The following is a 21,856-nucleotide window of genomic DNA, read 5'->3' as shown; positions in this document are numbered from 1 at the left end:
ACATTACTGAAAGAATTATAGGTAACCTGAACCTACTTGTCAAGCTATCCCGTCCTATTCATTCTTTCCTGAAGTACGGAGTTCATAACAGTATATGCTTGTTCTCTTCCCTCAAGTTGCGAATTATATCAACAAAAAAAGGGACCCGAATTATATCGGGCCACCTTGTGTCATTTTTATGACAGACTTTGAATCAATCTCATAACTCAATTCTTATTTCACTTGTGCGCCATTAGGCATGTTGTCCGGTACTGTAGCAAGTGTAAGCTGGTCGCCATGCGATGCTGCAAGGATCATACCCTGAGACAGTTCACCACGAAGTTTCACCGGTTTGAGGTTGGTCACACAGATGACTTTGCGTCCAACCATCTCTTCTGGCGAATAGAACTTCGCAATTCCAGATACGACCTGGCGCTGCTCATAACCCAGATCGAGCTGCAATTTCAGCAACTTATCCGCTTTTTTGACCGGTTCGCAGGCAATGACTTGTGCGACACGCAGTTCAACTTTGGCAAAATCGTCAATACCGATCTCTTCGGTACCCTCAGGTGCAGTTACCGGTTCAACAGCTGCTGATGCTCCAGCATCTGCTTGACTTGCTTCAGGCTGTGCCGCTTTTTGGCCGCCAGTCATTGCTTCGGAGATATAAGCAATTTCCTGTTCGGAATCCAGACGCGGGAAGATTGGATCCCCTTTTTGTAAGGCGTTTCCTGCTGGGACCAGACCCCATTGCTTGGCTGTATCCCAAGCCGTAAGTTCACCTTCCTGAATGCCAAGCTGTGCCCAGATTTTATGAGGAGCACGTGTCAGGAATGGTTGCAACAGAATGGAAGCAATTCTCAAGCTTTCGATCAGGTGAGCCATAACGGATGCCAATTCATCGCGTTTTGCTTCATCACGAGCCAGCGCCCATGGCTGCGTCTCATCAATATATTTGTTGGTGCGGCTGACAAACTGACTGATCGCCGTCAGTGCTACGGAAAACTGCAGGTTTTCCATTGCCTGTTCCACTTTTTCCACCGTAGCATGACCTGCTTCTTCCAGCGAAGCATCAAATTCTGTTACATTCGAAGCAAACGCCGGTGCTTTGCCTTCAAAATATTTGTCTACCATGGCAACTGTACGGTTCAACAGGTTACCCAGATCGTTCGCGAGGTCGGAGTTGACACGCTCTACGAAGCTCTCTGGTGTAAACGTACCATCGGAACCAAACGGTACTTCACGCAGCAGGTAATAACGCAGTGCATCGAGACCGTAACGGTCAATCAGAGTCACTGGATCAACGACATTACCTTTTGATTTGGACATCTTGCCATCCTTCATCAACAACCAGCCATGTGCAAACACTTTCTTCGGCAAAGGCAGATCCAGCGCCATCAACATAATTGGCCAGTAGATCGTATGGAAACGAACAATTTCTTTCCCTACCAGATGTACATCCGCAGGCCAGAACTTGTTATACAGGGATGCATCGGATGAACCGTAGCCCAGGGCTGTAATATAGTTGGACAACGCATCAATCCACACGTAGACTACGTGTTTTGGATCGCCTTTCACTTTGACGCCCCATTCAAATGTAGTCCGTGATACGGCCAAATCTTCAAGACCTGGCTTGATGAAGTTGTTGATCATCTCGTTCTTACGTGATTCCGGCTGAATAAAGCCCGGGTTCTCTTCATAATATTTCAACAAACGATCTGCATATTTGCTCATACGGAAGAAGTAAGATTCTTCTTTGACCAATTCAACCGGGTGTCCGCTATCCGGGCTCTTGGCCGAGATAATCTCACCCTTCTCATTCTTCTCTACATCCACCAGTTGAGTCTCTGTGTAATACGTCTCATCCGGAATGCTGTACCAGCCTTCGTACTCACCTTTGTAGATATCTCCCTGTTTCAGCAAACGGTCAAAGATATCCTGAACAATGGTTTTGTGACGCTCTTCGGTTGTACGGATAAAGTCATCATTGGAAATGTCCAACTTGTTCCACAGTTCCTTGATCCCCACAACGATATCGTCGATAAAAGCTTGTGGTGTCTGTCCTTTCTCTTGTGCCTTGCGCTCAATCTTCTGGCCATGCTCATCGGTTCCTGTCAGATAATGAGCATCATAACCGCGTAGACGCTTGTAACGAACCATCGCATCTCCCGCCACCGTTGTATACGCATGCCCAATATGCAATTTGTCACTCGGATAATAAATCGGGGTTGTCAGATAAAATGTTTTTTGGTCAGCCATGAATGACTCCTCCTCCTTCAAATGTTCCTGCTTCATGTGATCCCTTCGTCCAAAACAACTAAAAGAGAACACAAAAAACTCCCGCCCCTATGGGACGAGAGTTGCTCTCACGTGTTACCACCCAAATTCCCCATGTTTTTCGCAAAACACAGGCTCTGTCGGTCCTTCGACCGCCCATTAACGCTGGATCACGCCTCAGCCTTACGACAGCAGCTCTGAAATCACTGTCTGCACGCTCGAAAGAGGTTCCTCCGGGACCATATTCCATCCTCCTCCCAGACCGGTTCTCAGCTCATCCGGCTCTCTGCACTGGGGGTGTGTCTGTACTTATCCCTTCACTGGAAATCATATAGAAGTTGTTCAAAAAGTCCACTTTTGATTACGAATCATGCCTACCGGCATCATCAGCATCGAAGTTGAAATTCAGCCGAAATGTCCGTTGCTCACGTAGGTTTCCTACGCTCCGCTACTCCATTTCTAACTTCATCCCATCTTCTTGGTACTAAAAACTAGACTTTTTGAACTCGCATATATAGGAAAATATACTGAAATGTGGACCCCTTTGTCAAGTGGACAGCATACTCAAGTTCAATCCTGGCCTGCTTCCAGGCCACCCGAATACTTCAAGCTACATCGTTACTCTGATACCATCATGGATTTCTCCGCCTTTGGTGGCACCAGATCCACTCCACCTGAATGAAACGGGTGACATTTGGCGATACGTTTCGCTGTTAACAACGAACCTTTGAGCGCACCGTGCACTTCAATCGCCTCCATGGCGTAAGCCGAACAGCTCGGATAGAACCGACATGTTGGCGGTGTTAATGGAGAGATATAGTTGCGGTACACCCGAATAGGTGCCTGAGCAATTCTGCGCGATAACTTCATGGTCAGTGCTTCCCATGAGCGTGTTGATGTCCCGACGCCGCTTTGGCCGGAGCATGCTCTGCACAGTCCTTACAATATCCAAATACCTCGAACTTGTGGTCTACAACCTGAAATTGCTCAGGCGCATCCGCAAGCTGCATCGGGCAAAAAATAATAGGATATGTCTTCTGACACTTCAGACAGATCATATGATGGTGATGATGATCTTCACTACAGTGTGCTTTGAATTTAACGCCATCTTCGAAGATGACCTGTTCCAGTACACCCAGTTCCTGCATCACCCGCAAATTACGATATACTGTGTCAAAACTCAGTCCGCTGTAAGTCTTACCCATATATTCATAGACGTCCTTGGGTGTAAGATACCCGGGAGACTCGGCAAATAACCGGGCCAGTGTTTTCCGCTGATCAGTAATGCGAAGTCCCTGTGAGGACATGGTCGAAATAATCTGTTCTGTCGACAGCATGATCTAAAGCACCTCCTGTCATACGAGCATTTTGCATCATTCATAGAGCGACAGTTTATTCGGCAAAAGCAAAAACTTTTGCTTTCTTGTATACCTCTAATAATGCATCAAATTACGATTAGAGTCAACGAAGACACCGGGTTAGGTCATTTCAACATCACATAAAAAGGACTCCATACACATGCATTGCCATTACGTTTAGCTTGGAGCTAATGACATTGCATTTGATGGAGTCCCTTCCTGACGGTTCAGATGATCAATCGTTCGGGCGACTTTTGGGGTGAACGGGTATATATGATATAAGCTTTCACTCCAAACCGTCCGTGCATGTTCATGTTATTACTTTTCAGCCGGAAGCGGCGTGAACAGCAGGTTAACAGGCAAGTTACTTCCTGGTGCCGCCGAGAAGAGAATGGTTACACTCTCGCCGTACGAACCTGTGCGATACATTACACTTTGCTCATTAGGTGCAGTTACAGATTTACCTGTGGAAATCTGAACGACCTGTCCATTCACAAGTGCCACACCTGAGTATCTGCCACCACGAGGGTTGAATGAAATCAACGTGCGCGGAGCAACATTATTCAATGTAATTTTGTACAATACACCGAAGTTACCTGCGTTGGAAGCTTCTGTGTAAGCCATAGGGTCCGTTCCCACAAGGTTTGGATCACTTGCATTGTCTCCAAGTGGCAGACGTGCAGGCTTCGATCCTACTTCTTGATCATACGTAATGATCCGTGTTGCATTTGGATAGGTACCACGGTTGTGAACACCATCACGATCCAGAACTGGCAGACTCGACAACACTTCCATCGGGTCCTTGTTTTCTTCAATCATGATAATGTTGTAATCCAGTTCGTAGTCACTGAATATATCCGAATACAAAGAGATGACTTGTCCCTGTTTCATCGGAAGAACGCTCAGATCATTGAGAATCAGCTTGCTTTCTCCTGGCTGGATGTACACTTTCTTTTGTCCGGTACCATTCTGCATGGATTGGAACCAACGGTCAATGGACAACTTTCCAGCTACCGTTGCGAAAGGAGACGGTCCTGCAAAACCCATGTTTTGCTGGTCAATGGACGCCGTGTATGCATTGTTATTTGTCGCTACAACATACATTTTCACGTTTTTGCCCGTGTTGTTCACATGGTGAATCATGAAGCGTGTCTGTCCAAAGGAAGATTCCTTGTACACAATGCCTTCTGTATTCACGGTTTCCGGGCTGTTACTGCGGATCAGCAGACTTGGTTCATCATAATAAGTGAAAGGTACTTTCTCCAATGCCGGTACTCCACCACCGTCAAAAGTGAATTTCTCACCAACTGGTGTGAACAATTGATTGAAGTCAGTCAAACTATAAAGTGTTTCTCCCGTAATATTGATCATCTTGGTATAGCTATTGCTAGCACCATGTTTATCGGTAACTGTAATCGTTACGGTCTTGGGTCCTGGAACAAAGAATGCAAGTGCATTGTTATCCCATTCTGTTTTTACAATTGCATTTTCATCATCTGTACTTTGATCAATATAAGTGATTTTCTCACCCATTTTGTATTCTTCTTTATCTGTCGTAAACATCGCGACAGGAGGCAGATTTGGTCTTTCAACCTTAATCGTAACCGAATACGGATCACTCCATTGACCACTTGAATCCTGGACCGCATAGGTTACTGTGTATACACCTGGTTGGTCGAATGAATCCTGACGGCCTGTCCAACGCTCATCTACAATGCTGAGTCCCTTGGGAGAGCTGGATTTAGTTGTGTAGGTTACCTGCTCTCCGGCAAAAACCTCTTTTTGTACCGTGAAACTTGCCACCGGTTTGGTACTCAGATTCAATACAACCGTTTTGGCAGATTGATTTACTTTATACGTAATGTCCAAAGCTTGGGTAATTGAAGTCAACGGCACCATGAACGTATTTTTTTGTTGATAAGACGCACCCTTCATCGTTCTGGACACACCATTAACGGTATAGATCTTGCTGTTTGTTTTGAAACGCAGCTCATCTTCACCACTAATAATGATCGTTTCTTTAGTTGTGTTATCATATTTGACATCGTAGCCAACCCGATCAACGAGAGCACGGATCGCTACATAGGATACACCATTTTTAACAGCCATCGGCTGTCCAGCAAGATACGTTTTGCCGTCTTGCATCATTTTATTACTGTTCATATAAAGAGTGAGGTCTCCACCCCCGCCTCCAGCAACAGATGAACCGCCTGTAGATGGTTGCTCCACTTCAACTGGTGCAGGTGCTGGTGTTTCCTCAGCTGTACCTTCTTCGTCCGTAGGTTCAATTACCGGCTCAACAGGAGTCGCGTCTGTTCCTGTAGGAACATCTGTCTCAGGGTTCTCTTCTTCAGTTGTTTCATTATTTGATGTTGGAGTGTTTGTTCCGGATTTCACTTCGGATTCCGCGATGGTTTGTTCTTTCTTCACAACCTCCACGGATTTAACTTTGGCTGTATTCACTGATGTAGTATCGCTCTGATCTGCTGATTGTGCATTGGCAGGAATCACTGCAAACGCCTGAAACACAGCAAAAGCGGTAAGTATGGACAATTTCTTCTTCAAATTCATTCTTTGTCTTTGGCTCCTTCTGCTCCCATTTTATAAATATCCCCCTCAAAAAGTCATATTATTAGACGCTTGGAACCGGGAAAAGTTGCTAAAAAGTTAAGAGGAGAATTGTAAACTTTTAATAGAAGGAAAATACTATGAAAATAGTTATCTATCAATTATCTTTTTAACATCCATATCCCAAAATTAACCAATAGAAAATCCCAATAAAAAATCTCTCCAGGAGATGGTCAATCAGCACCATATCGCAGAGAGATTTAAGGATTGATAGGCCTAGCGCAAACGGACAGGCAGACTTCCAGTTGGCTGCAGTCCACCTGTTAACACTTGGGACAGGGCCCGAACAACTGCAGGTGTATTCTCATACGTACACACATAACTACCCGGCCTCGAAATCTCCAGCAGATCATATGGATTGCGCAGAGCAATCACAATCAGCGAATGATTCTTACTAAGCTTTTCAACCAAATACTGTTGCCCTTTCGGAAGATGACCTGCCGATGTGTACGTACATACGATAACTTGTTCACTATCCGACACATCCGCCCATATCCGATCTGCTTCATCATAAGTGGGCTGAGTTGTAATGATGTGCTCACGAACTCTGCCTCGCAGCTGCGATAGCGCAATACCCAGAGATTCTGTATGAGACCACGGTTCATCCACCTCTGTCCGTTGCACAACCTCAGGCCAGATGACATATACGTCCTTCTCTGGGTCCAATGGCAGCAGCCCATCATTATGAACGATGGTAATACTGTTTGAAGCAATCTTGAACAACGTCAATTCGTTGGGCACACTGGGCTCAGTGGGTTTAGTGGATTCAGTGCAATCAACAGGTTCGACATCGGTTGCTTCGACCGTTTCACTCGCTTTCGGCGAAACAAGATGATCATTTTGCTGCCCGCAGCGCTTTCTTTTCCATGTTATAATGCGTTCCACCGCCTGATGAATAACCTCTTCCGAGATCCGGCCCGTTCGAACTGCTTCCACAATGGCTTCCAGCGCAGCAACCTGATCTTGCAAGGTATGACTCACCAGAATCAGATCTGCTCCAGCTTCCACAGCACGAACGGCAGCTTCAGCTACCCCATATGGCTTGGATATCGCATGCATTTCAAGACAGTCTGTAATAATAATGCCTTCAAAACCCATTTCCTCACGTAGCAGACCCGTTAACACCTTATGTGACAACGTAGCCGGAATGGGCTCGGGCTCAATCGAAGGGAACATCACATGAGCTGTCATAATCGCATCAACTCCGGCCTCAATCGCCTTGCGGAACGGCAACAACTCCATCTGTTCCAGCCTGTTTCGATCATGAGGTACCGTAACCATACCAAGATGAGAATCTACGGCGGTATCTCCGTGCCCCGGAAAATGTTTGGCAGTAGCAGCTATGCCCTGTGATTGATATCCGGTGATGGCTGCTACGCCATGAGCGGCCACACTTTCAGCATGTTCACCATACGAACGCACACCGATAACCGGGTTAAGCGGGTTGTTATTCACGTCGACCACTGGCGCAAGGTTCATATCAATACCGATGCTTTTTAACTCACACCCCAGAATTTGGGCACACTCCAAGGTATATTCCGGATTTCCTGTTGCACCAAGTGCCATATTACCCGGCACTTGGGTCATTCCCCCTTTGTCAATCCGTGCAACCATGCCGCCTTCCTGGTCCACCGAAATCATAAGTGGTAATGCTCCCGCTTCAGCAGCCATATTCTGCAGTTCCGCGGACAGCCGTGTCAATTGATCTACACTTTCGACATTGCGCCGGAAATAAATGACGCCCCCAATATGATAATCACGGATTAAGTGAGTGATCTGTTCATCTGCGTGCTGACCGTGAAATCCACACATCAACAATTGTCCTACCTTTTGCTCCAATGTCAGATCATTTAAGAGTTTCATTTGACCTCTCCTCCCGGTTCCCTTGCCACTACGAACCCAATCGTTTACTCTGCCTGTACTCGGAGGGTTTCATGTGGAAGTGTTTATGAAACACCTTGGAGAAGTAACGGCGCTCCTTGAACCCTGTGGCTTCCCCAATAGCTGTAATGCTCCATTCGGTTGTACTCAACAATAAAGCGGCACTTTCCATCCGTTTCTGCGTCATATATTCCACAAAAGTAACACCCATTTGGGTTTTAAATAGTTGGCAGAAGTATCCCGGGCTGATTCCGAGCCAATCTGAGACTTCATCTATTCCCAAGTCCTGTTGCAGCCGTGCGTCCATATACTCACATGCAGACAGGATCAGTTCCGATACAGAAGGACGTGGCTGCGTTTGTTTGCCCTGATAGGCATGGGTAACAACCTCTGCAAGTTCAAGGAGTTCCCTCATGGATACGGCCCCTTGCAGTGCATTCCAAAAATTCACTTCGTGCTCTTCAGCGAGGGCCTGTACTTCACGCAGTTCCCGAAGCATGTGCACAAGCATAAACCGAAGATTGGTTTCATCTACCCTGCTGAAGGATTGTCCTGAATTCCCCATTTGCTGTTTAAGCCGATCCAATACATCACGTAACCCCTGCTTGTTCCCTTGACGAATCCACCGAGTAACAAGCTCCAGATCTTCTCTTGTAATCCATGAGTTTGCCCCTTTGGAGGCCGTATGTTCATACGATAAGGTGGTTTCGGGACAACTCACCTTCAGCACCCTGTCCTCACTCTCCGCATGGGACATCAATATTTTTTGACAATGCCGGTATCGATCCAGAATTTGACTTTTCAGGTTCACGGGCACAATATCCTGAACAACCCTGACCTTCACACTTGAATCCAGGGATAATATCGCATTTAATTCGAGACACAGTTGATGGGCGAGTTCCTCTGAGCGACGTTTCCACTCCCCCGATGCCTCCAGCAGGATGCACCACTCACCTTTGCGAGTCGAAAGAATCTGACAATCCACCGTAATTCTCTCTGTCATTTCCCTAAGGCTGGAACTTACGGTCTCATGCCATCGTTGATGCTGAAGCTCGGACCAACCGATAGAATGGCGAAAATAACCGACCGCATCCACCAGCAGCAACGTATACGGTGCAGCAGTTGTTATGAATTCAGGAACAGAGGCAGGATAGGCAATCTTCAACGGTGCTTCTCCTCGCAAGAGGTCAATCAACTGTTTGTGTCTGATCCAACTTTCCATCTCTTGGCTGCGATAACGTTGCGAATCGTTTTCCAGACGTCTCTTCTGGATCTGCCCGGCAAGCTCACGCAGTTTATGTTCCAGATTCAAATAATCAATTGGCTTGCATATGTATTCATGTACGTTATATTTAATAGCGGTCCGAGCATACTCAAACTGCTGATAGCCGGTCAGCAAAATAATTTCACATGTTTCACCCTGCTCTCGCAGCAAACGAATAAGTTCCAATCCATCCATAGACGGCATCCGAATATCGCACAAGAGAATGTCTGGATGACTTTCTGTAACTTTCCCCAGCGCTTCTGCCCCGCTTCTCGCTGTACCTGTGATTTCAATCCCCATATCTTCCCAGGGTAAAATGTAGTTCAGATTCTCCAGAATCGGCAGCTCATCGTCAACCAGCATTGCAGTCAGATTCATCCGGCTTCCTCCTGCTCATATAATGGAATGATGCATCGAATAACTGTGCCATACCCCGGTGCTGAACATATAAATATGCCATACCCGGCCCCGTATTGAATACGAATCCGATCTGCCACACTTCGTAATCCCAATCCCCTGCGTTCCGTTATGGACGATAATGATTCCGCCCCTTCCGCGAGCATATCTTCCGGCGGATCTTCTGCCATATACTCAAATCGTGCAAGCATTTCCTGGGGAATACCGATCCCATTATCCTCAACACATAACACCAGATGATCCCGTTCTGCATATGCGCTTATCCGCAGTACACCTGCATAGGTGATCCCCTCAAACCCATGTTGAATACTATTTTCCACCAGAGGCTGGAGGGTAAGCTTAAGCAGAATTGAGCTGTATAAATGGGGGGGAATGTCAATTTCATAGGTGAACAAATCACTGAACCTGTACTGTTGAATCTCCAGATAACTCTGCAAATGCCTTATTTCCTCACCCAGTGGAATCTCCTCCTGATCCTGAATGCTGATACGAAGCATATTGCCAAGTCGGGTTACCATCTCGCTTACTTTGCGGCCCTCCCCTCGTAGCGCTAAACCATTAATGGATTCCAATGTGTTAAACAGAAAATGAGGTTTGATCTGGGCCTGTAATACACGCAGTTCCGCTTGGGCCTTCTGCTCCTGCTCTGCCCGAACACGACGGAATAATCCCCCGATCCGATCCAATAGTTCATTGAACCCTTGGGCAAGCAGCTGCATCTCATCGAATCCTTTTCCTTCCACCCTCGCATTAAAATCACCATCATCCACACGACGCATAAACCTTACAAGTACAGCAATGTTGCCCGTAATGCGATTCATGAAAAAAAGATTAAAGATCATTGCTGCGAGCAGGCATAACAGAATAATGATGACAGACCAACCTGCAAACGCATTGGTTTCCGCAGATAAGGCTTCCCATGAAGTCACACTGACGAGGCTCCAGTTATAGTTTTTCAGATGATATTGCGAAATGATGCTCTCCTTGCCGTCAAAGACCGTTCTGACACTGCTAAAACCGGGACCGTAACTGCCGGACTCAGCACCAAGATTTTGCATGTTCTCACCGTTATAAATACCAGCAGGATCATAGACGATCAGCCCTTCTTCATTAATTAAAAGGAATGATGTATCCTGTGCTGAATCGCTGATTTGCAGGTGACGGAAGATCCGGTCGATCTCTCCTTTTTTGATCTGAACAACAAGCACGCCGATATTTTGAAAATAACTGAGTTCTTTGACCAGTCTGATCTGAGTGAAGACAGGTTCTACCCCGGTTAATTCGGGATATTCCAGAGGTGCGAGCCATTTAGGCACGCCATTAAGTTGCTGAATTTCGTTGAATAAGGGATGCACTTTGAATTGCTGAAAAGGAAGGGCTTGAAAATTTTCTTTGGTGAAGATGGAGACAATCTGGTTGTTCTCAGACGAACGCAAATCATATAAAAAGGCATAACTGATGAACGGATAATTATATAGAAGGGAACGGAAATTGCGCTGGCTGGCATTCAGGGATAACTGATTACCGGTCCCCAGATCCTGCTTGGTCGGATCTTTGGCGTTCAGCGCCATTTGAAAAACCGATGTCGCTATCCCGTTGTCGGTAACATTGTTAATCTGCTGAAATACATTCTCGATATTATAACTGATGGCCTGAAGCGCATATTCGGCCTGTTGATTGTATTTTTTCTCAATCGTATGTGATGTGACCAGAAACATGCCAATGCCCAGCGCACACATCGGTACAATAATCAGCAGCAGAAATGCCAAGGCCAGCTTCATTCGCAAGTTCATATCCCGTTCTCCCTATCAACTGGTTCATGGTATTAACCTTTGACACCACCTGCAGTTACTCCTTCTATAATTTTCTCCTGGAGTATAGCGTAGATCACAAGTACAGGTACAACACTGTATACAATACCTGCCGACATCTGGGCATAGTTCATCTGATATTGATCCCGAAACTGGACCATGCCCACTGGCAGCGTACGCAATTTATCGGTGGATAAGAAATAGTTGGCGAGTAAAAATTCGTTCCAGTTGCCGAGGAAATTAACGATAAAAACGGTAACAATAGCCGGAACCGTAAGAGGTATCACTATTTTAGCAAAGATACCCGGTGCCCTCAAGCCGTCCATGACCGCCGCTTCCTCAATTTCTCCAGGCAGAGAACGCATAAAAGCCGCCAGTATAATAATGGTAAAAGGGATCGCATTGGCCACATAGGGCACGATCAATGCCAGATGGGTATCCAATATGCCCATTTTGCGTACAAGCAGATAGATCGGGAGCATGAGTGCATTGTTGGGAATAAGCATACCCGCCAGAATCAGGCTGTACAGAAACAGACTCCATCTCCGGTGTCTCATCCGGGTTACGGCAAAAGCAAACATGGCACCGAGCACAATCGTACACGCCGACGATAGAACCGAAATGTACAGGCTGTTCCAGAAATACGTGCCAATCTTTGCATTCACCCAGGCCTCCACGTAATTGTTAAACTCCCATGTTGTAGGCAGACCAAACGGATTTAAGGCGATTTCATTGTTATCCTGCTTAAATGAAGAGAAGATTACAAATAAAAAGGGAAACAAAATCGCGATTAAATACAACATTAACAACACATGAGGTATACTGCTTTTTAAGCTTTTTGCCATCAATATTCCACCTTCTCGCTCCGCCTCGCTACCAGCAGTTGATACAACGCAGTGAGCACAAGCGTCAGAGCAAAGATCAGCACTGCAATGGTATTGCCATAGCCATATTTGAAGTTGGTAATCGCGTATTTGATCATATATGTGGCCAGAACCTCGGTGGACCCAGCGGGCCCACCTTTGGTCATGACAATCACGATGTCGGCTGCTTTCATGGCACCTGCAATGGACAACATGATCACCACTGAAATGATCGGCCGGATCAGCGGCAACGTAATTCGCATTGCACGTTGTACCGCTGTGGCCCCATCGATTGCAGCCGCTTCATCCAGATCACGGGGAATCGCCAGTATGGCGGCCAGCACCATAACAATGTAAAATCCCGTCCACTGCCAGGCATTGGTCACCAAAATGGACAACATGGCAAATCGGTTATCCGATAACCAGTAGATTGGATCGATGCCCAGCACATGAAGTATTTTGTTTAATAGTCCGATATTGGGTTCATAGATGAACCCCCACAAGATACCGATAACGGCTGTCGACATGATGGATGGTAAAAAAACAGCTGTTTTATACAGACCTTTTAGCCTTTTCACATTGGCAATAAGAAGTGAAAACAGGACGATCAGGGGTACCTGAATCAGTACCGAAAATCCGATGAAAAAGCCGTTATTCCGTGTGGAAATCCAAAAGCGTTCATCGGTCAGTGCCTTCACATAGTTGGATAAACCCACAAAACGTGGCTCAGCCGATACCCCATTCCAACTCGTCAGACTGTAATACAGGGAGCTGCCAATAGGATATAAGAAGAACATCACAAACAGAATTAGGGCTGGCATTACAAATAACGTATAGATTAACGGGCTGCGGAGTGAAGTATTCATGGTCAGCCTCCTTCAGTCACTTCAACGAACGCAGTTTCAACTTGGATTGATTTATTCTACGGAAGCGTTTGCTTCCTCTTGCACCTTTTGCAACTCTTCTGCCATTTTCTCTGGCGTGGTCTGCCCACCAATCAACTTCTGAATCTGCAGATTGCTGATCTCAGTCGTCACATCGGCCTGAACGAGTGCATCAAATGCCGGGAACGACGTCTTGGACGCATTAAGCACGGCCACAATTTCTTTCATCAGATCATCGGTAATACTGTCGGTCAGCACTTTCTCATCCAGCTTCATCGCAGGCAACACACCATCTTCCACAAGGCCACGGACCTGCATATCTTCATTGTAGAAATTTTTGATAAAAGCTTTCACTGCTTCCAGCTTCTGCGGGTCATCCGCCACTGCTGCCGAGAATCCGTATCCATTGTTCACATCCCGCATCAAAGACGTCTGATCCCCTGCTCCGTTCTCTACCGGAGGCATATTGAAGAATCCAACCTTGCCAATGAGCGATTCACCGCTCTGACCTTCCTTGAATACAGATGATTTCCATGTTCCGTCATACATCAACACCGCTTCGCCGCTTGTAAATTGCGTGGTATATTCGGCATACTCAAAGCCCAGTTCACCTTTTTTGAAATAACCTTTATCCACCCATTCCTTATGTTTGGCAAATCCTTGGACCACACCCGGGTCGGTCCACTTCGCTTCACCTGTTGCAAACTTTGCGGTAATCTCCGGCCCGGCATATCGGGACCACAGATGGTTGGTTAACATAAGCGGCACCCAGCCCGCCTTGGATGCAGAAGCCAGCGGCACTTTGCCATCGGCCTTGATCTCGGCCAGTATATTGTCCAGTTCAGCCATGGTGGTTGGAGCTTTCCATCCTTTTTGTTCAAAGTACTCTTTATTATAGAAAAAACCTTCGCCCGAACCACCAATCGGCAGTCCATATACCTTGCCTTCATACGTAAACGGTTCAAGCGATGTAAACTGGTCTTGAATGCCCAGCTCTTGCAAGATCGGAGTCAGATCAAGCAGCATACCTTCCTTGGCATAAACTTTCGAATCCGGGCTACCGAACAGTTCAAATATATCCGGCGGGTTACCTGCCGCCATCTCTCCGCGAAGCTTTTCCTTACGATTCACATCAGATTCGACGCCATCCAGCGTAAAGGTCAGATTGGGTATCTCACCCTCCACTTTGTCCACAACATCCTGCAGAATGGCCAGTCTTTTCTGTTTGTCAGCTCCCACCTGCGTGTGGCGGAGAAGCATCTCAACCGGTTCCTTACTTGTTTCCTCCACAGGTGTGTTGCCTGCGCCTTGCTGTGGCTCGTTACTTGAGCTTGCACATCCCGCCAAAGTCCATGAAGTGATAAGCAATAATGAAAGCAGTAATGTCATTCCTTTTTTCATCTGGTTGACCCTCCTCAAGATATTGAGCATTTGGCTTTACACTCTGATTATAAAAAGCCGGAGCTTACATCGTAAGGATGACAATTCATCAATGGAGGGATAAAATCCTTCACTGGACCCATAATCTTGCATTTACAATGGATAACAGCAAAAAAAACAGCCCCTGCGAAACATGTTCGCAAGGACTGCTTGATTGATTGTTTTTACTATATATAAAGGTTAGATTACTTACCTGAACAAGCCACGCCAGCCGTTTCCTGGCGACCTTGTTCGATCAGGCGATACGCCCGCTCCACTTCTTCTTCACTTGGTGAAGGAACTCCATCCAGTGGATATACTTTACCGAGCGCTTCCCATTTGTAAATCCCCATCTGATGGTATGGAAGAATTTCGAATTTCTCGACGCCATTTAATGTTCCAATAAACCGTCCGAGGTTAAGCAAATCCTCTTCCTCGTTATGAATCCCAGGCACATACACGTGGCGTATCCACATTTTCCGACCTTGATCCGATAACCACTTGGCCGTTTTCAACGTTCTCTCGTTGGATTTGCCTGTCAGCTTGATATGTTTCTCGTCATCAATATGTTTGAGGTCCAGCAGAACCAGGTCTGTGTGATCCAAGAGATCGTGAATCCGTTCCGGTTCGTTAAATCCGTTACTGTCCAGTGTCGTATGCAATCCCCAGCGGCGCTTCACTTCTTTGAAGATTTCGCCTACAAAGTGAGCCTGTAACGTTGGTTCTCCGCCAGATATCGTGAGTCCGCCTCCGGAGCTGCGGTAGTAAGACAGGTAAGGCTCAATTTCAGCCAATACCTCCTCAAGCGTCATTTCTTTACCGCCATCCAGCGCCCAAGTATCAGGATTGTGGCAATACTGACATTTGAGTAGACATCCTTGCATAAAAAGCACAAAGCGGATGCCTGGGCCGTCAACCGTCCCGAAAGTTTCGAGTGAATGAATATGTCCGTTAACCATGCTGCCTCTTCCTTTCTGTATCCGCATCCGCTGTGCGTTTAATATGATTTGGAATGCCTTGCTCTAGCGGTCTTCTACTTGCAAATTACTTACATGGAGCCATGGAACGTACGGTTGATGACATCCAACTGTTGTTCACGAGTCAGTTTAATGAAGTTAACCGCATATCCGGATACCCGTACAGTCAGTTGCGGATAGTTTTCCGGGTAATCCATCGCATCAATCAATTGCTGACGATCAAATACGTTGACGTTCAGGTGATGAGCGTTTTGACCGAAGTACCCATCCATCATCGCAGTCAGATTGGATTTACGTGTAGTCTCCTCTTTACCCAATGCTTTTGGCACGATGGAGAATGTATTGGAAATACCATCAAGACTGTGTTCATATGGCAATTTGGCTACAGAGCCAAGGGATGCCAGTGCACCTTTTTTATCACGACCATGCATTGGGTTCGCACCTGGAGCGAATGGTTCACCTGCTTTACGACCATCCGGTGTAGTCCCTGTTTTCTTACCATATACCACGTTGGAAGTGATCGTCAGAACGGATTGTGTTGGCACTGCGTTACGGTAAGCTTTGTGCTTACGAATCATGCCCATGAAGTTCTCGACCAGTTCAACAGCAATGCTGTCTACGCTGTCTTCATTGTTACCGTAACAAGGGAAGTCTCCTTCGATTTCGAAATCAACTGCGATGCCTTGTTCGTTACGAATTGGTTTTACTTTGGCATATTTGATTGCACTCAGTGAATCTGCTGTAACCGAGAGACCGGCGATACCACAAGCCATCGTACGTACAATGTCACGGTCATGTAATGCCATTTCGATACGCTCATAACTGTATTTATCGTGCATGTAGTGAATGACGTTGAGGGTGTTCATATACAGCTTCGCCAGCCACTCCATCATTGGTTTGAAGCGTTTCATAACCTCATTGTAATCCAGTACTTCGCTAGTGATTGCAGGATACTCAGGTCCAACTTGTGCTCCGGATTTCTCATCACGACCACCGTTGATCGCATACAGGAGAGCTTTGGCCAGGTTGGCACGAGCGCCGAAGAATTGCATTTGTTTCCCGATCTTCATCGCCGATACACAGCAAGCAATACCGTAATCGTCACCATAGATCGGACGCATCAGATCATCATTTTCATACTGGATTGAGCTGGTTTCAATGGATACTTTACTGCAATAATCTTTGAAAGCTTCTGGAAGTTTCGTTGACCAGAGAACAGTCAGGTTTGGTTCTGGTGCAGGTCCCAGGTTGTGCAGTGTATGCAGGAAACGGAAGCTGTTTTTGGTTACGCGTGTTTCACCATTCACAGACATACCGCCGATGGACTCCGTCACCCATGTTGGATCTCCACTGAACAGTTCGTTGTAGTCCGGTGTACGCAGGAATTTGACAATCCGCAGTTTCATTACAAAATGGTCAACCAATTCCTGAGCCTGTTCTTCGGACAGAATGCCTTCTTGCAAGTCACGTTCAATGTAGATATCCAGGAAAGAAGATACACGTCCCAGGGACATCGCAGCACCGTTCTGTTCTTTGATGGCAGCGAGATAACCGAAGTACAACCATTGGAACGCTTCTTTTGCTGTTGTCGCTGGTAAGGAAATATCGAACCCGTGCATATCGCCCAATTGCTTCAATTCTTGCAATGCACGAATCTGTTCAGACAATTCTTCCCGCAGACGAATGACATCTTCATCAATGACATCAACTTCGAGTGCATTCAGTTCACCTTTTTTGTTACGAATCAGGAAGTCTACCCCGTACAAAGCTACACGACGATAGTCACCGATGATCCGGCCACGGCCATACGCATCTGGAAGACCTGTAATAATCCCTGCTTTACGCGCTGCACGCATATCGGAAGTATAAGCATCGAATACACCTTGGTTATGAGTTTTGCGAATGTTCGTAAATATATCAATGACGCCTTGAGGCAATTCGAAGCCGTATGCTTCACATGCATCAATCATCATCCGGATTCCGCCTGTTGGTTGAATGGAACGTTTGAACGGAGCATCGGTCTGAACGCCGACAATCTGTTCTTTGGATTGATCCAGATAACCGGGTTGGTGAGAAACAATAGTCGCTGGTGTGTTCACATCAACGTCAAGGACACCGCCGTTATCCCGTTCTTTTTTGGTCAGATCAGATACGATCTCCCACAATTCCTTGGTATTCTGGGTTGCACCTGCGAGAAATGCTTCATCACCGTAATACGGAGACAAGTTGTGTGCCAGAAAATCATTCACATCTACGGATTTGGTCCATGTTCCTTTGGTAAAGTTTCTCCAGCCTGTTTGTTGTTTGACATCTTTTTCAATCACCGACATCTTAATCCCTCCACTAATTTGGATTTCTGGACACATAACATCTTGCTTCATTCGTAGCATTGTGTGCCCAGAGCCGCGATTAATGTGAATTGTTTCACATAAACCGGAACATGTTCTCTCTACTTGGGAACCGGAACCGCGGGATGAATGTTTTTCTTACATTTTCAGTATACGACTTGGGGCTTTCATCATCTGTGATTTTTGTCACAAAGTCAGTGAACTAACTCACTCCACCTGCGCTTTGTCCCATTGAACCCTGTAAATTCACACTTAGCCACTGCGCGGGCAGAACAACTTAAATTTACTGAAAAAGCAAATGAACCATAGATGATGTACACTGGCCACTACAAGGAGAGAATAACCTTCCGATCGCTGTTATCCCCGGATTTTTTGATTCATTTTTTTCAAAGGTGAAAATCCAGTGATAAAGGCGAGCGCTTCGCTTCTTCAGGTTTTTTCTCTCCTCTCCGTTATCGTGTACATAGGTAGTTCAACTGATAAACCAATAAAATTCAAAATTTACTTCAAAGGCGAACGCTCCGCTTCTTCAGTTTTTTCTGCCCTCTCCGTTATTGTGTGAACATCTGGCTCAAACGGCCACATCACGAATTCCGTGCCACCTCTTTAGAACCCTTTTGCTCCTCTATGCTCGGAGCAAAACAAATCTTAAAATAAATCCTGAAAAACAGATGCTCGCTCTTCTGTTTTTCTGCCCTTTTCTTTATTGTCGAACATCTGGCTCAAACGGCCACATCACGAATTCCGTGCCACCTCTTTAGAATCCTTTTGCTCCTCTATACTCGGAGCAAAACAAAACTTAGAATAAATTCTGAAAAACAGATGCTCGCTCTTCTGTTTTCTTCCCTCTCGTTATTGTGTGAAAGACGGCAATCGGGGCTCCCCTCTCGGGGAACCCTGATCTTCTTGCCGTAAGGCACGCTTCATTCTAAGTTTATTATTCAAACTTTCCGTAGAAAGCGTTGCGGTATACATCAGCCAGTTCAGTTACCAGCGGCAACTTCGGATTGGCAGTTGTACATTGATCTTCGAAGGCACGGTCTGCCAGATAATCTACATGTGCTTCAAAGTCTTTGGCATCAAATCCGATTTCCTGGAACGATTCTTCAATGCCCAATGTTTTGTTCAGTTTGCGAATCGCATTGATGAGACTGGTTACGCCTTCTTCTGTTGTACGAGCAGGCAATCCCAAGATGCGGGCAATTTCGGCATACCGCTCATCCGCTACAAAGTGAGAATATTTCGGGAACGATGCAAATTTGGTCGGTTTTTTCGCGTTGTAACGAATGACGTGTGGCATCAGGATCGCATTGGTGCGTCCGTGTGCGGTGTGGTACTGACCGCCCCATTTGTGCGCCAAGCTGTGGTTAATGCCCAGGAATGCGTTGGCAAATGCCATACCAGCAATTGTAGAAGCATTATGCATTTTCTCACGTGCCAGTTTGTCACCTTGCAGTGCAGATTGCTCCAGATATTGGAATACCAGTTGGATTGCTTTGATCGCAAGTCCATCCGTGTAATCATTTGCCATGACAGACACATAAGCTTCAATCGCATGCGTCAGTACGTCCATACCTGTATCTGCAACGGCTGTTCTAGGCAGGGAGTATACAAACTCCGGATCAACAATCGCTACGTCTGGTGTTAGCTCATAGTCGGCCAATGGATATTTGGTGTTACCTTGATTTTTATCTGTGATAACCGCGAACGATGTCACTTCAGATCCTGTACCGGATGTGGTAGGAATTGCTACAAATTTCGCTTTTACGCCGAGACGTGGATATTTGTAGATCCGTTTGCGGATATCCATGAATTTCTGTTTCAGATCGTTGAAGTCCGTGTCCGGGTATTCATAGAACAACCACATGGCTTTTGCAGCATCCATCGGTGATCCACCGCCGAGTGCGATAATGCAGTCCGGTTGGAAGCGGCGCATCATTTCGGTTCCGCGGTCTACCGTTGTTGTGGATGGATCTGGCTCTACATCGGAGAATACTTCGATCGCTACCGGCATTTGGCGTTGACGCAGATAGTGTTCTACCTTTTCAACATATCCAAGTTTCACCATCATGGCATCCGTAATAATCGCCACACGTGTGATGTCAGGCATTTTGGCAAGATACTGTGTTGCCCCTTTTTCGAAGTAGACTTTGTTTGGCACTTTGAACCATTGCATATTCACGGTACGGCGAGCCACCCTTTTCACATTGATTAAGTTCACAGCGGTTACGTTGGAAGAAGTCGAGTTACGTCCGTATGATCCGCATCCCAGTGTCAATGACGGCATGTTTGTGTTGTAGATATCCCCGATGGCACCGTGTGTGGATGGTGAGTTCACAATAATCCGTCCAGTTTGCAGACGATCTGCAAATTTGCCGATCACTTCTTCATTTGTGGAGTGGATAACCGAGGAGTGACCCATGCCGCCAAATGCAACCACTTCTGCTGCACGTTCAATTCCCTCTGCTGCCGTTTTGACTTTGTAACAAGCCAGTACCGGACTTAATTTCTCAGCCGACAATGGGAATTTTGTACCTACCCCTTCAATCTCGGCCACGAGAATTTTGGTGCCTGCTGGAACTTCAATACCGCACAATTTCGCAATGCTTACCGCAGATTGACCAACAATTGCCGGGTTCACCGCACATTTCTCGGCATTAATCGCACCTGCTGTCAATTTTACTGCTTCATCTTTGTTAACAAAGTAACAGCCATTTGCAATCATTTTTTTCTTCACTTGATCAAAGATCGGTTCTTCAATGATGACCGCTTGCTCGGAAGCACAGATCATGCCGTTGTCGAAAGACTTGGACAGAATCAAATCCGTTACTGCCTGATTGATATCCGCGCTTTTCTCGATAAAGCAAGGTACGTTACCTGGTCCTACGCCCAGTGCAGGTTTACCACAGCTGTACGCTGCACGTACCATGCCTGATCCGCCTGTTGCCAGAATGAGAGCCACATCATTGTGATTCATCAGTTCGTTTGTACGATCCATGGAAGGATCATCAATCCACTGAATACAATCTGCTGGTGCACCATGTTTCACAGCAGCTTCCAGCAGGATTTTGGCAGCTTCCCGGCTACAATTCTGTGCAGATGGGTGGAAACCAAAGATGATTGGGTTACGCGTCTTGATGGAGATCAGTGCTTTAAACATCGTTGTTGATGTTGGATTGGTTACTGGTGTAATCCCCATGATGATGCCGACCGGCTCCGCAATTTTCTGGAAGCTCTCATATTCGTTATCTTCAATCACACCTACGGTTTTGTCATACTTAATGCTGTGGTACACATATTCTGTTGCAAATATATTTTTGGTGATTTTATCCTCATACACTCCGCGGCCTGTTTCTTCTACGGCCATCTTGGCGAGCATCATGTGTTTATCCAGACCCGCAAGCGCCATCGCTTGCACAATCCGGTCAATCTGCTTCTGGTCCATCTTCATGAATGCGGCGTGTGCTTTATTCGCTTTGTCGATTAACGTTTGAATATACTGACCTGCTGTCGGTTCTTTTGCTGGGGCGACTTCGTTCTTTACAGCCATCTCCCTCATCCTCCTAAAGGTTCGTATTAGTTTGTCTCTCTCGTTTACATTCACATCGTAACATGACAATAAACTTAATTATGTGATTTTTTTCACAAAGTATAACAAATTTAATTTAAGTTTTGTAGTGTCCTTCATACGACCATTTTCACTTCCTATTTAAAATATAGGGCTGTAAAATTCATCCTCTCCATTAAAAG

Annotated in this window: 13 protein-coding genes; all 13 read right to left on the bottom strand. The window is 46.1% G+C overall.

Going from position 1 to position 21,856, the window contains the following annotated elements; all coding sequences use genetic code 11:
* Positions 1–213: 213 nt before the first annotated feature.
* Positions 214–2,274 carry a methionine--tRNA ligase gene (gene metG / locus MKX68_RS21865; RefSeq protein ID WP_340914080.1) on the bottom strand — a complete coding sequence of 687 codons (2,061 nt, stop codon included), beginning with the start codon at positions 2,272–2,274 and terminating at the stop codon, positions 214–216.
* A 600-nt stretch (positions 2,275–2,874) separates the two neighbouring features.
* On the bottom strand, positions 2,875–3,126 hold the full coding sequence (gene yidD, locus MKX68_RS21860; RefSeq protein ID WP_340914079.1) for a membrane protein insertion efficiency factor YidD: 252 nt from the start codon (positions 3,124–3,126) through the stop codon (positions 2,875–2,877).
* A gap of 2 nt (positions 3,127–3,128) precedes the next feature.
* Positions 3,129–3,593 (bottom strand): Fur family transcriptional regulator, encoded by a 465-nt coding sequence (locus MKX68_RS21855; RefSeq protein ID WP_074095707.1) that lies wholly within the window; start codon positions 3,591–3,593, stop codon positions 3,129–3,131.
* Positions 3,594–3,932: 339 nt separating this feature from the next.
* The gene (locus MKX68_RS21850) at positions 3,933–6,185 is read right to left on the bottom strand and encodes a stalk domain-containing protein (protein ID WP_340914078.1); all 2,253 of its coding nucleotides are present in this window, start codon (positions 6,183–6,185) and stop codon (positions 3,933–3,935) included.
* A gap of 273 nt (positions 6,186–6,458) precedes the next feature.
* Positions 6,459–8,105 (bottom strand): beta-N-acetylhexosaminidase, encoded by a 1,647-nt coding sequence (gene nagZ, locus MKX68_RS21845; RefSeq protein ID WP_340914077.1) that lies wholly within the window; start codon positions 8,103–8,105, stop codon positions 6,459–6,461.
* A 28-nt stretch (positions 8,106–8,133) separates the two neighbouring features.
* Complete coding sequence (locus tag MKX68_RS21840) at positions 8,134–9,765, bottom strand: response regulator transcription factor (protein WP_340914076.1); 1,632 nt, start codon at positions 9,763–9,765, stop codon at positions 8,134–8,136.
* Positions 9,762–11,597: a cache domain-containing sensor histidine kinase gene (locus MKX68_RS21835; RefSeq protein WP_340914075.1), complete on the bottom strand. Its 1,836-nt coding sequence runs from the start codon at positions 11,595–11,597 to the stop codon at positions 9,762–9,764. Before MKX68_RS21835 ends, MKX68_RS21840 begins: the two co-directional genes overlap by 4 nt.
* 32 nt (positions 11,598–11,629) lie before the next feature.
* Positions 11,630–12,460 carry a carbohydrate ABC transporter permease gene (locus tag MKX68_RS21830; RefSeq protein WP_076250993.1) on the bottom strand — a complete coding sequence of 277 codons (831 nt, stop codon included), beginning with the start codon at positions 12,458–12,460 and terminating at the stop codon, positions 11,630–11,632.
* Positions 12,460–13,344 (bottom strand): carbohydrate ABC transporter permease, encoded by an 885-nt coding sequence (locus MKX68_RS21825; protein ID WP_340914074.1) that lies wholly within the window; start codon positions 13,342–13,344, stop codon positions 12,460–12,462. Before MKX68_RS21825 ends, MKX68_RS21830 begins: the two co-directional genes overlap by 1 nt.
* Positions 13,345–13,395: 51 nt before the next feature.
* A complete protein-coding gene (locus MKX68_RS21820; RefSeq protein WP_091028776.1) occupies positions 13,396–14,763 on the bottom strand; it encodes an ABC transporter substrate-binding protein in 1,368 nt (455 codons plus the stop codon).
* 224 nt (positions 14,764–14,987) lie between these two features.
* Entirely contained in the window at positions 14,988–15,740 is a 753-nt protein-coding gene (gene pflA / locus MKX68_RS21815; protein ID WP_340914073.1) for a pyruvate formate-lyase-activating protein, read from the bottom strand.
* 89 nt (positions 15,741–15,829) lie between these two features.
* Positions 15,830–18,088, bottom strand: a complete 2,259-nt coding sequence (gene pflB / locus MKX68_RS21810) for a formate C-acetyltransferase (RefSeq protein ID WP_340914072.1) — start codon at positions 18,086–18,088, stop codon at positions 15,830–15,832.
* A 955-nt stretch (positions 18,089–19,043) separates the two neighbouring features.
* A complete protein-coding gene (gene adhE / locus MKX68_RS21805) occupies positions 19,044–21,656 on the bottom strand; it encodes a bifunctional acetaldehyde-CoA/alcohol dehydrogenase (protein ID WP_340914071.1) in 2,613 nt (870 codons plus the stop codon).
* Between the last annotated feature and the right edge of the window lie 200 nt (positions 21,657–21,856).

The sequence above is a fragment of the Paenibacillus sp. FSL M8-0212 genome (assembly GCF_038004645.1).
Taxonomy (GTDB): domain Bacteria; phylum Bacillota; class Bacilli; order Paenibacillales; family Paenibacillaceae; genus Paenibacillus.
The sequence above is the reverse complement of the archived record's forward strand: the minus strand, read 5'-3'. Positions and strand labels throughout refer to the sequence as shown.